Genomic DNA, 14,718 nt, shown 5'->3' on the forward strand with positions numbered 1-14,718 from the left:
ACCGCCCATCGCGAGCAGGCTCGCTCCCACAGTTTTGATCGGTGTGATGTCAGGTGCCGGCAATCAACTGCCGGGCGGCCTGGCTGTGATCCGCTATCAAGCCCTTCAGGTCCAGCCCTTCCACCTGCCCGTCAATCACCCGCCATTTGCCGCCGATCATCACCCGATCCGCGCGATCCGCGCCGCATAGCAGCAGGGCCGACACCGGATCATGGCTGCCGGAGAAACGCAGTTCATCCAGCTTGAACAGCGCCAGGTCGGCCTGCTTGCCCACCGCCAGTTCGCCGATGTCGGTACGTCCCAGCAAACCCGCCGAACCCTTCGTTGCCCAGCCCAGCACCAGTTCCGGCGTGATTTTCTCGGCACCGTAGCGCAGGCGCTGAATGTAAAGGGCCTGGCGGGTTTCCAGCATCATGTTCGACGCATCATTGGAGGCCGAGCCGTCCACGCCCAGGCCGAGCAATGCGCCGGCAGCGGTCAGATCCAGCGTCGGGCAAATGCCCGAGGCCAGGCGCATGTTTGAGCTCGGGCAATGACAGATCCCGGTGCCTGCCGCGCCCAGGCGGGCGATTTCATCCGGGTTGAAGTGAATACCATGGGCCAGCCAGGTGCGCGGGCCGAGCCAGCCGACACTGTCCAGATAGTCGACGGTACGCAGGCCGAAGCGCTGCAGGCAGAAGTCTTCTTCGTCCAGGGTCTCGGCCAGGTGGGTGTGCAGACGCACGTCGAGTTTGTTCGCCAGTTCGGCGCTGGCGGACATGATCTGCGGCGTCACCGAAAACGGCGAGCAGGGCGCCAGGGCGATCTGGATTTGCGCGCCGTCGCCGCGTTCGTGGTAAGCGGCGATCAGTCGCTGGCTGTCGTCGAGTATCACTTCGCCTTGCTGTACGGTCTGTTGCGGCGGCAAGCCACCGTCTTTTTCCCCAAGGCTCATGGAACCGCGGGTGAGCATCGCGCGCATGCCCAGTTCACGCACGCTCTCGACTTGCACGTCGATGGCGTTTTCCAGGCCTTCGGGGAACAGGTAGTGGTGATCCGCAGCCGTGGTGCAACCGGACAGCAGTAATTCGGCGAGGGCCACTTTGGTGGCTAAAGCGAGTTTTTCCGGAGTGAGGCGTGCCCATACCGGATACAGGGTTTTCAGCCACGGAAACAGCGGTTGGTTGACCACCGGCGCCCAGGCGCGGGTCAGGGTTTGATAGAAGTGGTGGTGGGTGTTGATCAGCCCAGGCAGGATCACATGTTCGCGGGCATCGAAGACTTGATCGCAGGGGGTGGCCGGCTGCTGGCCAGCGCCGAGCACTTCGACGATCACACCGTCTTGCACCACCAGGCCACCACGGGCGTCGAGCTCATTGGCAGTGAAAATGGCGAGGGGATTTTTTAACCAGGTACGGGTCGCAGGCATGTTGGCCGGCTCCTCTGAAAGTTGGGTTCAGGTTAGCCAGCTCAGTGATTACCCTGTCTGCTGATCCAGGGTCGCCGCGGGGACGAGGTGCGCAGTTTCAAACAAAACCGCTTGGCGAGCAAGCCCGGCCCGACCGGACGCTGGCGCTCACCCCGCGTGGGCCTGCGCGTACCCTTTGCAGGAGCCAGCTTACTGGCGATGCAGGCGCCTCGCTGTTTCAGCAATGCCGAGCAAAGGCCATCCCCGGCAAGCCGGCTCCTGAAGAGCCGGCCGGTGGCTAAAGGAAGTGCTTACCAGGGAATGGTTTCGCCTTTGTAGTTAACGAAATGATGCCCACCCTTGCCGGCGTACGCATTGACCTGATCCACCAGCCCGCGGGTGCTGGTCTGCACGTCGATGTCGGCCCCTTCGCCGCCCATGTCAGTTTTCACCCAGCCCGGATGCAGCGACAACACCGTGAGTTTCTGCTCGCCCAATTGCGTGACAAAGCTGTTGGTCATGGAGTTGAGCGCGGCTTTACTGGCTTTGTACAAGGCCAGCTCAGGCGCGTCCGGCATGGTGACGCTGCCCAGCACCGAACTCATGAACGCCAGCACGCCGCTGTCGGGCTGGATCTGTGCGGCAAATCGTTGCGCCAGGTTGATCGGTGCCACCGCGTTGGTGAAGAACAGTTGCCCGACTTCGGCCAGCGTAGCGCCACCGGGCGTTTGCACGTCCGGTCCCTTGACCCCGGCGTTGACGAACAACAGATCGAACAGTTCACCCTTGAGCTTCTGGCTCAGGGCAATCACGGCTTGCTGATCGTCCATGTCGAGTTTTTCAATGCGCACATTGCCCAGGGCCTGCAAGGCTTCGGCGTTCTGCGGGTTGCGCACGGTGGCGGTGACCTGCCAGCCATCGGCCAGCAGGGTTTTCACCAGGCCTAGCCCGAGACCCCGGGAGGCGCCGATGATGAGTGCGGTTTTTGCCTTGGACATGAGTGGCTTCCTTGATGAATGAGGATCACGGATTTAATGGACAACGCTGGCCGAGTCGTTGCTGCAACTGGTGACGCAATTCGCCCAGTTCTACCATGCGCGCCTCGATCAGTTTGAGCTTGTCTTGGAGCAATTGAGTGACTGCACTGTCCGGATTGGGCGACTGCCACAGGGCAGCGACGCTGTCGCCGATCTCACCGAGGGTAAAGCCCAGTCGTTGGGCCGTTTTGATGTATTGCACCAGTTGCACCATTTCCACCGGGTAGTCGCGGTAGCCATTGGCGCTGCGTTGCGCGGCGATCAGTCCGCGCTGTTCGTAGAACCGCAGCGTGTCGCGGCTGACCGAGCTGGCCTGGGCTAGTTCACCGATGCGCATACCGGGCTCTCGAGAAGGGCTTGACCCTTGAGCATACTCCAGGCTTTAGCCTTGTTGCTCCCTGAATTTATGGAGCAATGACGATGTGGACTTCCACTCAGTATCGACGGTTGGTGCGCGGCAGTGCGTGGTATGACCTGATCGTGATGGCGGCCTTCGTGACCCCCTGGAGTTTCGCCGCGCTGCATGGGCTGCTGGCGGCTGTCATGCAGGCGCTGGACCTGCCTGGGGAGCTGCCGGTGTTTGCGCCGATGCACATGTTGATGGCGAACCTTTTGGGGTCGATTGTCTGTGTGTGGTCGGTGCTGCGGATTCGTGATCCGCAGCAGGTGTATGGCCGGTATGACGCGGCGGGGCGGTTTTTGTTTGCGGCCTGGCAGCTCAATGCCTTGCTGCAGGGGGGAAGCTCGTTGCTGGTGGTGTTCCTGGTGTTTGAATTGGCGTGGGGCATTGTTCAGGTGTTGCCTGTGAAGGCCCCATCGCGGGCAAGCCCGCTGCCACAATGGCCGAGTTGAACTCGATATTATCGGTCGGCACCGAACTCTGTGGGAGCGGGCTTGCCCGCGATGAGGGCCTGACAGGCACCCCCTAACGCCCAGCCTGCCAAGGCTGCCCCAACGACACCGGCGCATACAACCGTGTGCGCACCGCATCCCGGGACAGCAGCACCAGCACCACGATGGTCGCGACGTACGGCAGCATCGCCAGCAGGCTCGACGGAATCGCCAGCCCCAACCCCTGCGCCACCAGGTGCAGGATGCTGGCGAGACCGAACAGATAGGCGCCCAGCAACAGGCGCCACACCCTCCAGCTGGCAAACACCACCAGCGCCAGGGCAATCCAGCCGCGTCCGGCGCTCATGTTTTCGGCCCACATCGGCGTGTAGGCCAGGGACAGGTAAGCCCCGGCCAGCCCGGCCATCGCCCCACCGAACAACACGGCCAGGGTGCGCACCCCCAGCACCGGCAAGCCCATGGCGCTGGCCGCGTCGGGATTTTCGCCGACCGCCTGGATGATCAGCCCAACGCGACTTTTCAAAATCACCCACGCCACCACGCCAAACAACGCAAACGACAGGTACACCAGCAGGTCCTGAGCGAACAGCATGCGCCCGATCAGTGGAATCTCGCTGAGATACGGAATCGCCACCGGCTCGAATCCGGCCAGGGGTTTACCCACCCACGCCGCGCCGACAAAGGTCGACAGGCCCACGCCGAATATCGTCAGCGCCAGCCCGGTGGCTACCTGGTTGGCGTTGAATACCAGAGCGACCAGGGCGAACAGTGATGACAGCAGCATCCCGGCGAGCATCGCCAGCACTACACCGAGCCACAGGTTGCCGCTATTGAGTGCGACGATAAAACCGATCACCGCGCCGAACAGCATCATCCCTTCCTGGCCCAGGTTGAGTACGCCGCTCTTCTCGCAGATCAGCTCGCCCAGTGCCACCAGCAGCAACGGCGTGCCGCAGCGGATCATGGCGTAGAAAATATTGCTCAGCAGGTCGATGTCCATCACAGGGCTCCAGCGTGTGCGGCGGTGGCTGGGGCGCGACGGGCCCAGCGCAGGTTCAGGCGCGGTCGGTAGAGAATCAGCACATCACTGGCGAGCAGGAAAAACAGCATCATCCCCTGGAACAGCTGGGTGATCGCCTGCGGCAGATTCATGCTCATTTGTGCGCTCTCGCCGCCGATGTACAGCAGGGCCATCAGCAGGCTGGCAAACAGAATGCCCAGCGGATTCAGGCGCCCGAGAAAAGCCACGGTGATCGCCGCGTAGCCGTACCCCGGCGATACCTGCGGCACCAGTTGGCCGATCGGCCCGGTGACTTCGCAAACGCCAGCCAGCCCGGCCAAGCCGCCGCTGATCAACAGTGCCAACCAGATCAGACGCTTCTCACGAAAGCCGACAAAACCGGCCGCGCGGGTGTCCAGCCCGAGGACTTTTATCTGGAAGCCGACGAAGCTTTTTTGCAGCAGCACCCACACGGTCACCAAGGCCAGCAGGGCGAAGTACACACCGGCGTGAACCCGGCCGTCCTCCATCAACAGCGGCAGGCGGCTGGCGTCACCAAACATCGCCGACTCGGGGAAATTGAAGCCTGCCGGGTCCTTGAGCGGCCCGTGCACGCAGAACAGCAACAGGTTGAGGGCGATGTAGTTGAGCATGATACTGGTGAGGATTTCGTTGGCGTTGAAGCGCGTGCGCAGCCACGCCGTCAGCCCGGCCCAGGCGGCACCCGCCAGGGAGCCGGTCAGCAGGATCAGCGCCAGTGCCCAACGACTCTGCATATCAATGATGTTCACCGCCAGGGCACTGCCGGCCAACGCGCCGAGGAGCAGTTGACCTTCGGCGCCGATGTTCCAGATCCGCGCCTGGTACGCCACTGCCAGGCCCAGGGCGCACAGCAGGATTGGCAGCGCTTTGACCAGCAATTCGGAGACCCCATACAAATCGCTCACGGGGGCGATCAGCAGCGTGTGCAGGGTCAGGAGCGGGTCATGCCCCAGTGCGATAAACAACAACGAGCCGCAGGCCAGCGTGAGGACTGCCGCCAGCAACGGCGAGCACCACAACATCAGGCGCGATTGGCGGCCACGGGGTTCGAGAGAAAGCAGCATGAAAGACTCCGTTAAACCGTCGCCGGTGCGGGTGAGCAGGAAGCGTCGAACTGGCCAGCCATCCAGCCGCCGACATCGATCAGGCGAGTGTCGACGGTGGCCCTCAGGGGCGACAGTCGACCACCGCACAGCGCGCCGAGGCGGTCGCTGATCTGGAACAATTCGTCGAGATCCTCGGAGATCACCAGGATCGCTGCGCCGGCATCGCGCAAGGTGATCAGCGCCCGGTGGATAACCGCCGCCGCACCCACGTCGACGCCCCAGGTCGGGTGTGCAGCCACCAGCAGCTTTGGTTGCTGGAGGATTTCCCGGCCGAGGATGAATTTTTGCAGGTTGCCGCCGGACAGGCTGCGCGCGGGGGTCTGGGTATCGGGTGTCTTGACGCCGAAGCGGCGAATGATCTCTTCAGCCAGGGCCTTGACCTTGCTGCGCTGGATCAGGCCCTTGCTCACCAGGCCCTGCTGGAAGGCGGTCAGCAGGGCATTGTCGGCCAGGCTCAGGTCCGGCACTGCGCCATGGCCCAGGCGCTCGGCGGGGACAAAGGCCAGGCCGAGTTGACGGCGCGCATCGGGGCGCAGGTGGGCGACAGGTTTTGTGCTGAAACGGATGATGTTGCGGTCTCTGTAGGGCAGGCGTTTTTCACCGCTGAGCAAGGCCAGCAATTCATCCTGGCCATTACCCGCAACCCCGGCGATGCCGACGATTTCACCGCAGCGCACAGCCAGGTCGAGGTCTTTGAGCGAGCAGCCAAACGGGTCCGGGTTGGCCCATGACAGGGCGCTCACGTCCAGGAAAACCTCGCCACCTTGCGCTTTCGGATATTCGGTCATCAGCTCGGCAGCTTCGCCGACCATCAGCCGTGCGAGTTGCGGGTCCGAGCATTGCGCCGGAACGCAATGCCCGGCCACTCGACCGCCGCGCAATACCGTGGCGCTGTGGCACAGGGCGCGAACTTCGCCGAGCTTGTGGCTGATAAACAGAATGCTGCAACCTTCGGCTGCCAGTCGGCGCAAGGTCACGAACAAATCGTCGGCTTCCTGGGGCGTCAGCACTGAAGTCGGTTCGTCGAGAATCAGCAGTTTGATGTCCTGCATCAGGCAGCGAATGATCTCCACCCGCTGGCGCTCGCCGATCGACAGGCTGTGAACCAGTCGTTCCGGTTCCAGGGCCATGCCATAACGGCGCGACACTTCACGAATTTTCGGTTCGAGCTGTTTCGGTGTGCCGGCGGCGGCGCCCATTGCCAGGGCAATGTTCTGCGCCACGCTCAGGGTTTCAAACAGCGAGAAGTGCTGGAACACCATGCCGATCCCCAGCTCGCGAGCCTGCCCCGGGTTACGCATGAGCACCGGCTGCCCCTGCCAGATCATTTCCCCGGCGTCGGCCTGGGTGACGCCATAGATGATCTTCATCAGGGTGCTTTTGCCAGCACCGTTTTCACCCAGCAAGGCGTGGATCTCGCCAGGTGCGATGGTCAGGTCGATGGCGTCGTTGGCCAGGCAACCGGGGTAGCGCTTGGTGATTCTGCGCAGTTGCAGACGCGGTGTTCGATCAGGGATCGGCGCTTGGATAGACATGACAGGCTCGGTCGATTGAAGTTATGCCTGTGGATAAAGCAATTTCCTGGCCATTGAGTCAGGAAAATTCAAATAATCCTGAATCACAGGCCGTGGAGCCAATGCCCGGTCGGCAGCGCCTGCCGATCCGGGCACCAACAAGGGGCAGAGCCCTTGATGACGCTGTGATTTCGCGCATGAATATTTGGTTAAAAATCGATCAGTCGGCCGCAACCCATGCAGGATCTGGGGTCGCGACAGGAGTGAACGGGTTATCCACAGATTGCTCCACAGTATTTGTGCGCAAGCGCGAACACCGGGCATAAGTACTGCCTTGCTTTCTTCTAAAGGACATAAACAGGGCTAACTGATTGTTTTCACGAGAATTTGCGGGTTTTGTCAGCAGCATTGAACGAAAAATGAACAAAGGCCGCAAAGCCGCATGACAGAAGGGTTACAGCCGTATGTGCTCAGGTTATCCACAGGCGGGTGCACAGCAGATGTGGGCAATTAGTGGTCGTCGGGGAATTGGGTGATGCCCTAAAAGATCGCAGCCTTCGGCAGCTCCTACGAGATCGAGGTACACATTGGATTGCGGCGCCACGCAAATCCGCAGGCCCCGGCTTGCCGGCTGCTACAAGGTGACGCTTTACGTAGGAGCTGCCGAAGGCTGCGATCTTTTGATCTTAGCGCTCCAACACTATCCGCCCACGACTCAGATCCGCCAACAACGACTGCAGCGCATCGATCTGATGCTCACCCACCGCCAGCTGCAGATCGACCCCATTGCCGGTAAACGTCTCCTGCACCACCAGCCCGCCCAATTCCGCCACCCGAATCTTTACCAAGGCCAGCTCGGCGAAGGCGCACGCGCAGTTCATGGGCACGCGGCTGATCAGTTCGATTTTTGCCGCCGCCTGCAGGCACTTGTTGGCGCCACCGCCGTAAGCCCGGGCGAGGCCGCCGGTGCCGAGTTGAATGCCGCCGTACCAGCGAATCACCAGGACTACCACCTGATCACAATCCTGGGCATCGATTGCCGCCAGAATCGGCCGGCCTGCCGTGCCGCCGGGTTCGCCGTCGTCGGTGCTGCGGTACTGATCGCCGAGCTTCCACGCCCAGCAGTTGTGCGTGGCGTTCAGGTCGCTGTGCTGCTCGATAAACGCCTGGGCGTCTGCCGGGCTGCTGATGGGAGCGGCCAGGGTGATGAAGCGGCTTTTGCGAATCTCTTCGCGATACTCGCAAAGGTCGCTGAGGGTATAAGGCATAGTGATCTTAAGTGGGGTGTCTTAAAGAGCAGGCGTCACGCCGCAGCCCTTGAGGATGATGCGGATCAAGTTGTTGCCGGCGTCTTCCATGTCCTGCCTGGTCAACTTGCTCCGGCCGGTTACGCGGCAGATCTGGGTGGCGAAATCAGCGTAGTGCTGGGTGCTGCCCCACAGCAGGAAGATCAGGTTGACCGGATCCACCGGGTCCATTTTGCCGGCGTCGATCCACGCCTGGAACACCGCCGCCCGTCCCTGGAACCAGGCGCGATAATCCTGGTTGAAATACTCGGTCAGGCACTCGCCGCCGCTGATCACTTCCATCGCGAAAATCCGCGATGCCTGGGGCTGGCGCCGGGAGAATTCCATCTTGGCGCGGATATACCGCGTCAGTGCTTCAGCGGGATCGTCTTCGGCTGTCAGGGTGTTGAAAGTGCTGTCCCACAACTCGATGATGTTACTCAGCACCGCCACGTACAAACCCAGCTTGTTGGTGAAGTAATAATGCAGGTTCGCCTTGGGCAAGCCGGCATTCAGGGCGATGGTGTTCATGCTCGTGCCTTTGAACCCGTGACGGGCGAACTCGTCTTCGGCGGCCTTGATGATCGCCTCTTCGTTCTTCTGACGAATGCGGCTGGCGGGTTTGCCGCCGTGAGCAGGGACTTCAAAGGTCATAGTCACTTCCGAACAGGTAGGTGGGTGCAGCCAGAGCGTTGATAGCGCACCCACGGGTATCCGACAAGTCCTGTCTTTATAAAAGCCTTACAGCTGCCTGATTGGCTCGCTCTTGGGCAGGGCCGCGTCTGCCTGTGCGGCGGATTTCGCTTCCGGCAGCAACAGGCACATCAGGATGGCGGTAAGGCCGCCGCTGGTGATGGCCGAGTCGAACAGGTTTTGTACCAGTTTTGGCATCAGGTGCAACAGGTTGGGCTGCGCGGCAATGCCCAGGCCCACGCCGAAGGAAGTGGCAATGATCAACATGCTGCGCCGGTCCAGCGGTGCCTGGGCGAGAATGCGCACGCCCGCTGCCGCGACGCTGCCGAACATCACCAGGGTCGCGCCACCGAGCACCGGTTTGGGGATTTGCTGCAGCACTGCACCAATCAACGGAAACAGACCCAGACAAAACAACAGGGCGCCGATGTACAACCCGACGTAGCGGCTGGCTACGCCGGTCAACTGGATCACGCCGTTGTTCTGAGCGAACGTGGTGTTAGGGAATGCGCTGAACGTCGCGGCAATCAGGCAGCTCACGCCATCGCCCAGGACACCGCCCTTGAGCCTGTTGATGTAGGACGGCCCACTGATCGGCTGGCGCGCGAGCATGCAGTTGGCCGTCAGGTCGCCAACGGTTTCGATGGTGCTGATCAGATAGATCAGGGCGACAGGCAGGAACGCGGTCCAGTCGAAGCTGAAGCCGAACTTGAAAGGAAGGGGCAGGCTGACCAGGGGCAGGTCGGGCAAGGGCTGCGGCACCAGTTTGCCACTGAACCATGCCGCGAGGCTGCCCAGCACCAGGCCAATGATGATTGCCGACAGCCGGACCCAGGGCGTGTTCGAACGGTTGAGCAGGATGATCGTCAGCAAGACGAATACTCCCAGGGCCAGATTGCCTGGGGCGCCGAAGTCTGTGGCATTGAAACCGCCACCCAGGTCAGTGATGCCGACCTTGATCAAACTGATGCCGATCAGCGTGATCACGATACCGGTGACCAGCGGCGTGACCACACGGCGCAATTGGCCGATGAAGCGGCTCAGGATCACCTGGACCACCGCGCCGAAGAAACACACGCCGAAGATCATGGCGAGGATGTCCTCCGGGCTGCCGCCCCGTTGCTTGACCAGAAACCCGGCGGACAACACCGCCCCCAAAAAAGCAAAACTGGTGCCCTGCAGGCAGATCATCCCGGCGCCTATGCCGAAAGGCCTGCGAGCCTGGATGAAGGTCCCGACGCCAGACACCATCAGCGCCATGCTGATCAGGTACGGCAAATGGGCCGTCAAGCCCAGGGCCGAGCCAATGACCAGCGGCGGCGTAATGATGCCGACGAAACTGGCGAGCACGTGTTGCAAGGCGGCGAGGATCGCGGCCAGGGGGCGCGGGCGGTCGTTGAGGCCGTAGATCAGGTCGCTGGGGTTGGAGGATTCTGGCTGCATGGACAAAGTTCTTCTTGAGCGGGTGACGGTAGTGTCGTCCTGCAAAAAGCTGTCCAAGTGCTCAGGTTATTTTCCTTCAGGTTCTCTCCAGCCCTCTGATTACGATGCCTCAATGGATTTTTACCGGGTCGCGGCAAGGCTCTCCAGAAAGCTTTCCAGCACCAAATGGGGGCGACGGCCCTTGCGGGTGACCGATGCGAGGCTCAGGTCATAAAACCGCGCCTTGGGTTTTAGAGCGCGCAGGCGGCCTTGCTGCACCCAGAGGCTGGCGTAATGGTCCGGGAGATACCCGATAAAGCGCCCGGTAAGGATCAGAAACGCCATGCCTTCACGGTCCGAGGCACTGGCGGTGCAATTGAGCGCCTGGTAATGCGCCTGGATATCGGCGGGCAGGCGGAAGGTCGGGGCGATGGCGTCCTGGCTGTTGAGGCGCTCATCGTCGAGCTGCTTGTCGTCGACATAAAACAGCGGATGACCCACCGCGCAGTAGAGCAGCGAGCGTTCGTCGTAGAGCGGCTGATATTCCAGCCCCGACAATGCGCTGGCCTGGGGCACGACGCCGACATGCAGGCGACCGTCGAGCACGCCTTGTTCGACTTCGTTGGGGGCGATCATGCGGATCTGGATCTGCACGTCGGGCCCGCGCTCCTTCAATTGAGCGAGGGCGTGGGTAATGCGCATGTGGGGCAGGGTGACCAGGTTATCAGTCAGGCCAATCGTCAATTCCCCACGCAGATGCTGGTGCAGGCCGTTGACCTCGGTGCGAAAGCTTTCCAGCGCACTCAACAGTTGCAACGCCGACTGGTAAACCTCGCGGCCTTCCTCGGTCAGGGAAAAACCGGCGCGACCGCGTTGGCACAGGCGCAAGCCCAGGCGCTGCTCCAGATCGCTCATCTGCTGGCTGATCGCCGAGCGACCGATGCCCAGCACCGACTCGGCAGCGGAGAACCCGCCGCACTCGACCACGCTGCGAAAGATCCGCAGCAGGCGGATATCAAAGTCGCTGACTTGCGCCAGCGGATCGGGGCGGCGTGTGCTCATGGGCGAATGGCTCAAAGTTTAGTAGTGGGCTGACTGAACATTAGAAAAGTTGGATTTCACAGACTTTATCTCCATGGCAATTTAGCTGCAAGAACGCTTTTGATCTCTATGCCGCTTATTGCCCTGCGAGGTTTTGCACATGAACATGCCCGAAAACGCCCGGTCGCCGCTGGCCAGCCAGCTCAAGCTGGACGCGCACTGGATGCCGTACACCGCCAACCGCAACTTTCAGCGTGATCCACGCCTGATCGTTGCCGCCGAAGGCAGCTGGCTGACCGACGACAAGGGCCGCAAGGTGTATGACTCGCTGTCGGGCCTCTGGACCTGTGGCGCCGGGCACACTCGCAAGGAAATCCAGGAAGCGGTCTCCAGGCAGTTGGGCACCCTCGACTACTCGCCAGGCTTCCAGTACGGCCACCCGCTGTCGTTCCAGCTGGCAGAGAAAATCACCGACCTGACGCCGGGCAACCTGAACCATGTGTTCTTTACCGACTCGGGTTCGGAGTGTGCCGACACGGCAGTGAAGATGGTCCGTGCCTACTGGCGTCTCAAAGGCCAGGCCACCAAGACCAAGATGATCGGCCGCGCTCGCGGCTATCACGGGGTGAACATTGCCGGCACCAGCCTTGGTGGAGTGAATGGCAACCGCAAGATGTTCGGTCAGGCGATGATGGACGTCGATCATCTGCCGCACACGCTGCTGGCCAGCAATGCCTACTCCCGTGGCATGCCGAAGGAGGGCGGTATCGCCCTGGCGGATGAACTGCTCAAGCTGATCGAACTGCATGACGCTTCGAACATTGCCGCCGTATTTGTCGAGCCAATGGCCGGTTCTGCCGGCGTGCTGGTGCCGCCTGAGGGTTACCTGAAGCGCCTGCGCGAGATCTGCGACCAGCACAACATCCTGCTGGTGTTCGACGAAGTGATCACCGGTTTCGGCCGCACCGGTTCGATGTTCGGTGCCGAAAGCTTCGGTGTGACCCCGGACCTGATGTGTATCGCCAAGCAAGTCACCAACGGTGCGATCCCGATGGGTGCAGTCATTGCCAGTTCCGAGATCTACCAGACCTTCATGAACCAGGCGACGCCTGAGTACGCGGTGGAATTCCCCCACGGCTACACCTATTCCGCGCACCCGGTGGCTTGCGCTGCCGGCCTGGCCGCGCTCGACCTGCTGCAAAAGGAAAACCTGGTGCAAAGCGTGGCGGACGTCGCGCCGCATTTTGAAAGCGCGCTGCACGGCCTGAAGGGCTCCAAGAACATCATCGACATTCGTAACTATGGCCTGGCCGGTGCGATCCAGATTGCTCCCCGTGATGGCGATGCAATTGTGCGTCCGTTCGAAGCGGGCATGGCGTTGTGGAAAGCCGGGTTCTACGTGCGCTTCGGCGGCGACACCCTGCAGTTCGGCCCAACGTTCAACAGCAAGCCACAGGACCTTGATCGTCTGTTCGACGCGGTCGGCGAAGTGCTGAACAAAATTGATTGATCGACTCTGTACCTGAATTGATTGGCCCACTACTTGGGACTGATTGACCGAACACTTGTAGGAGCGAGCTTGCTCGCGATGAACCAGAGGGCGCCGCGGTCATCCAGGCAGCCCACGTCATCGTTAGCCTCCATCGCTAGCAAGCTGGCTCCTACATATATAAGCAGGCGTTCCCAAGACGCCCGCGAACACATTTTCTGGAGCCCCGCATGAGCCTTATTCCGCATTTGATCAATGGTGAACTGGTGACCGATAACGGTCGCACTGCCGACGTGTTCAACCCGTCTACCGGTCAGCCCATCCACAAAGTGCCATTGGCCAGCCGCGAAACCATTCAACAAGCCATCGACGCGGCCAAGGCTGCGTTCCCGGCCTGGCGCAATACGCCACCGGCCAAACGTGCCCAGGTGATGTTCCGCTTCAAGCAACTGCTGGAGCAGAACGAAGCGCGCATCTCCCAGCTGATCAGCGAAGAGCATGGCAAGACCCTGGAAGACGCCGCGGGCGAACTGAAGCGTGGCATCGAGAACGTGGAGTTCGCCTGTGCCGCTCCGGAAATCCTCAAGGGCGAATACAGCCGTAACGTCGGCCCGAACATCGATGCCTGGTCGGACTTCCAGCCGCTGGGTGTAGTGGCGGGTATCACCCCGTTCAACTTCCCTGCGATGGTGCCGTTGTGGATGTACCCGCTGGCGATCGTCTGCGGTAACTGCTTCATCCTCAAGCCGTCCGAGCGTGATCCGAGTTCCACGCTGCTGATCGCTCAGCTGTTGCTCGAAGCCGGTCTGCCCAAAGGCGTGATGAGCGTGGTGCATGGCGACAAGTCCGCAGTGGACGCGTTGATAGAGGCGCCCGAGGTCAAGGCGCTGAGTTTTGTCGGCTCGACGCCGATTGCCGAATACATCTATGCCGAAGGCACCAAGCGTGGCAAGCGCGTGCAGGCACTGGGCGGCGCCAAGAACCACGCGGTACTGATGCCGGATGCCGACCTGGACAATGCGGTCAGCGCACTGATGGGCGCGGCCTATGGTTCCTGTGGCGAGCGTTGCATGGCGATTTCGGTGGCCGTCTGCGTGGGCGACCAGGTTGCCGATGCGCTGGTCGACAAGCTGGTGCCGCAGATCAAGGCGCTGAAGATTGGCGCGGGCACTTCCTGCGGCCTGGACATGGGGCCACTGGTGACCGGCCAGGCACGGGACAAGGTCAGCGGTTATGTCGATGACGGCGTTGCCGCTGGCGCGAAGCTGGTGGTGGATGGTCGTGGCCTGAGCGTATCCGGTCATGAAGAAGGCTTCTTCCTGGGCGGTTGCCTGTTCGATCACGTCACCCCAGAGATGCGCATCTATAAAGAAGAGATCTTCGGGCCGGTGTTGTGCGTAGTCCGGGTCAACAGCCTGGAAGAAGCCATGCAACTGATCAACGATCACGAGTATGGCAACGGTACTTGCATCTTCACCCGTGATGGCGAAGCGGCGCGGTTGTTCTGCGACGAGATTGAAGTCGGCATGGTTGGCGTTAACGTGCCGCTGCCGGTACCCGTGGCGTATCACAGCTTTGGTGGCTGGAAGCGTTCGCTGTTCGGCGACCTGCATGCCTACGGTCCGGATGGTGTGCGCTTCTATACTCGCCGCAAGGCGATTACCCAGCGCTGGCCACAACGGGCGAGCCATGAGGCATCGCAGTTCGCATTCCCTAGCTTGTAAGCAGGGGACAAAGGCCGGCCCATTGGGCCGGCCTTTGTGTTTTCGGACTTTTTTGACTGATATGACAGTTTTGTGAAAACAGCGCTTGACGGCAGATTTCAGATGTCTATAATTCGCCCCACTTC

General features: G+C 61.4%; 13 protein-coding genes. 3 read left to right on the forward strand and 10 right to left on the reverse strand.

What is annotated here, in order from left to right; genetic code table 11:
- Positions 1-49: 49 nt before the first annotated feature.
- The 3 genes from HYI44_RS28365 to HYI44_RS28375 all read right to left on the reverse strand — a co-directional run bounded on the left by HYI44_RS28365 (position 50) and on the right by HYI44_RS28375 (position 2,761).
- Entirely contained in the window at positions 50-1,408 is a 1,359-nt protein-coding gene (locus HYI44_RS28365; RefSeq protein WP_225571124.1) for an 8-oxoguanine deaminase, read from the reverse strand.
- A 290-nt stretch (positions 1,409-1,698) separates the two neighbouring features.
- Positions 1,699-2,385, reverse strand: a complete 687-nt coding sequence (locus HYI44_RS28370) for an SDR family oxidoreductase (protein ID WP_122841659.1) — start codon at positions 2,383-2,385, stop codon at positions 1,699-1,701.
- Positions 2,386-2,410: 25 nt separating this feature from the next.
- Positions 2,411-2,761: a MerR family transcriptional regulator gene (locus HYI44_RS28375; RefSeq protein ID WP_225571125.1), complete on the reverse strand. Its 351-nt coding sequence runs from the start codon at positions 2,759-2,761 to the stop codon at positions 2,411-2,413.
- 83 nt (positions 2,762-2,844) lie between these two features.
- Between HYI44_RS28375 and HYI44_RS28380 the strand changes: the two genes are divergently transcribed.
- Entirely contained in the window at positions 2,845-3,276 is a 432-nt protein-coding gene (locus HYI44_RS28380) for a hypothetical protein (RefSeq protein WP_122841661.1), read from the forward strand.
- Between the two features lie 73 nt (positions 3,277-3,349).
- Here HYI44_RS28380 and HYI44_RS28385 read toward each other — a convergent pair whose 3' ends face one another.
- The 7 genes from HYI44_RS28385 to HYI44_RS28415 form a co-directional block, all read right to left on the reverse strand.
- Positions 3,350-4,276 carry an ABC transporter permease gene (locus HYI44_RS28385; RefSeq protein ID WP_122841662.1) on the reverse strand — a complete coding sequence of 309 codons (927 nt, stop codon included), beginning with the start codon at positions 4,274-4,276 and terminating at the stop codon, positions 3,350-3,352.
- The gene (locus tag HYI44_RS28390; protein WP_122841663.1) at positions 4,276-5,382 is read right to left on the reverse strand and encodes an ABC transporter permease; all 1,107 of its coding nucleotides are present in this window, start codon (positions 5,380-5,382) and stop codon (positions 4,276-4,278) included. Before HYI44_RS28390 ends, HYI44_RS28385 begins: the two co-directional genes overlap by 1 nt.
- A gap of 11 nt (positions 5,383-5,393) precedes the next feature.
- Positions 5,394-6,959, reverse strand: a complete 1,566-nt coding sequence (locus tag HYI44_RS28395; protein ID WP_225571126.1) for an ABC transporter ATP-binding protein — start codon at positions 6,957-6,959, stop codon at positions 5,394-5,396.
- Positions 6,960-7,624: 665 nt separating this feature from the next.
- The gene (locus HYI44_RS28400) at positions 7,625-8,206 is read right to left on the reverse strand and encodes an IMPACT family protein (RefSeq protein WP_122841665.1); all 582 of its coding nucleotides are present in this window, start codon (positions 8,204-8,206) and stop codon (positions 7,625-7,627) included.
- A gap of 21 nt (positions 8,207-8,227) precedes the next feature.
- Positions 8,228-8,878 carry a TetR/AcrR family transcriptional regulator gene (locus HYI44_RS28405; protein ID WP_122841666.1) on the reverse strand — a complete coding sequence of 217 codons (651 nt, stop codon included), beginning with the start codon at positions 8,876-8,878 and terminating at the stop codon, positions 8,228-8,230.
- An 87-nt stretch (positions 8,879-8,965) separates the two neighbouring features.
- The gene (locus HYI44_RS28410; protein ID WP_225571127.1) at positions 8,966-10,360 is read right to left on the reverse strand and encodes a uracil-xanthine permease family protein; all 1,395 of its coding nucleotides are present in this window, start codon (positions 10,358-10,360) and stop codon (positions 8,966-8,968) included.
- 120 nt (positions 10,361-10,480) lie between these two features.
- The gene (locus HYI44_RS28415; RefSeq protein WP_045058195.1) at positions 10,481-11,401 is read right to left on the reverse strand and encodes a LysR family transcriptional regulator; all 921 of its coding nucleotides are present in this window, start codon (positions 11,399-11,401) and stop codon (positions 10,481-10,483) included.
- 139 nt (positions 11,402-11,540) lie between these two features.
- On the opposite strand from HYI44_RS28415, the gene HYI44_RS28420 reads away from it, so the two are divergent.
- Entirely contained in the window at positions 11,541-12,890 is a 1,350-nt protein-coding gene (locus HYI44_RS28420) for an aspartate aminotransferase family protein (RefSeq protein ID WP_122841668.1), read from the forward strand.
- Positions 12,891-13,099: 209 nt separating this feature from the next.
- Complete coding sequence (locus HYI44_RS28425) at positions 13,100-14,593, forward strand: CoA-acylating methylmalonate-semialdehyde dehydrogenase (protein WP_122841669.1); 1,494 nt, start codon at positions 13,100-13,102, stop codon at positions 14,591-14,593.
- Positions 14,594-14,718 lie beyond the last annotated feature (125 nt).

The sequence above is a fragment of the Pseudomonas sp. Y24-6 genome, from assembly GCF_020295325.1.
Taxonomy (GTDB): Bacteria; Pseudomonadota; Gammaproteobacteria; order Pseudomonadales; family Pseudomonadaceae; genus Aquipseudomonas; species Aquipseudomonas gregormendelii.

What these genes read in the sequence shown, in the direction of transcription:
- HYI44_RS28425 (WP_122841669.1), top strand. Translation starts at nt 13,100, where the DNA reads ATGAGCCTTATTCCGCATTTGATCAATGGTGAACTGGTGACCGATAAC.
- HYI44_RS28415 (WP_045058195.1), bottom strand. Translation starts at nt 11,401, where the DNA reads ATGAGCACACGCCGCCCCGATCCGCTGGCGCAAGTCAGCGACTTTGAT.
- HYI44_RS28375 (WP_225571125.1), bottom strand. Translation starts at nt 2,761, where the DNA reads ATGCGCATCGGTGAACTAGCCCAGGCCAGCTCGGTCAGCCGCGACACG.
- HYI44_RS28410 (WP_225571127.1), bottom strand. Translation starts at nt 10,360, where the DNA reads ATGCAGCCAGAATCCTCCAACCCCAGCGACCTGATCTACGGCCTCAAC.
- HYI44_RS28390 (WP_122841663.1), bottom strand. Translation starts at nt 5,382, where the DNA reads ATGCTGCTTTCTCTCGAACCCCGTGGCCGCCAATCGCGCCTGATGTTG.
- HYI44_RS28385 (WP_122841662.1), bottom strand. Translation starts at nt 4,276, where the DNA reads ATGGACATCGACCTGCTGAGCAATATTTTCTACGCCATGATCCGCTGC.
- HYI44_RS28420 (WP_122841668.1), top strand. Translation starts at nt 11,541, where the DNA reads ATGAACATGCCCGAAAACGCCCGGTCGCCGCTGGCCAGCCAGCTCAAG.
- HYI44_RS28395 (WP_225571126.1), bottom strand. Translation starts at nt 6,959, where the DNA reads ATGTCTATCCAAGCGCCGATCCCTGATCGAACACCGCGTCTGCAACTG.
- HYI44_RS28380 (WP_122841661.1), top strand. Translation starts at nt 2,845, where the DNA reads ATGTGGACTTCCACTCAGTATCGACGGTTGGTGCGCGGCAGTGCGTGG.
- HYI44_RS28370 (WP_122841659.1), bottom strand. Translation starts at nt 2,385, where the DNA reads ATGTCCAAGGCAAAAACCGCACTCATCATCGGCGCCTCCCGGGGTCTC.
- HYI44_RS28405 (WP_122841666.1), bottom strand. Translation starts at nt 8,878, where the DNA reads ATGACCTTTGAAGTCCCTGCTCACGGCGGCAAACCCGCCAGCCGCATT.
- HYI44_RS28400 (WP_122841665.1), bottom strand. Translation starts at nt 8,206, where the DNA reads ATGCCTTATACCCTCAGCGACCTTTGCGAGTATCGCGAAGAGATTCGC.
- HYI44_RS28365 (WP_225571124.1), bottom strand. Translation starts at nt 1,408, where the DNA reads ATGCCTGCGACCCGTACCTGGTTAAAAAATCCCCTCGCCATTTTCACT.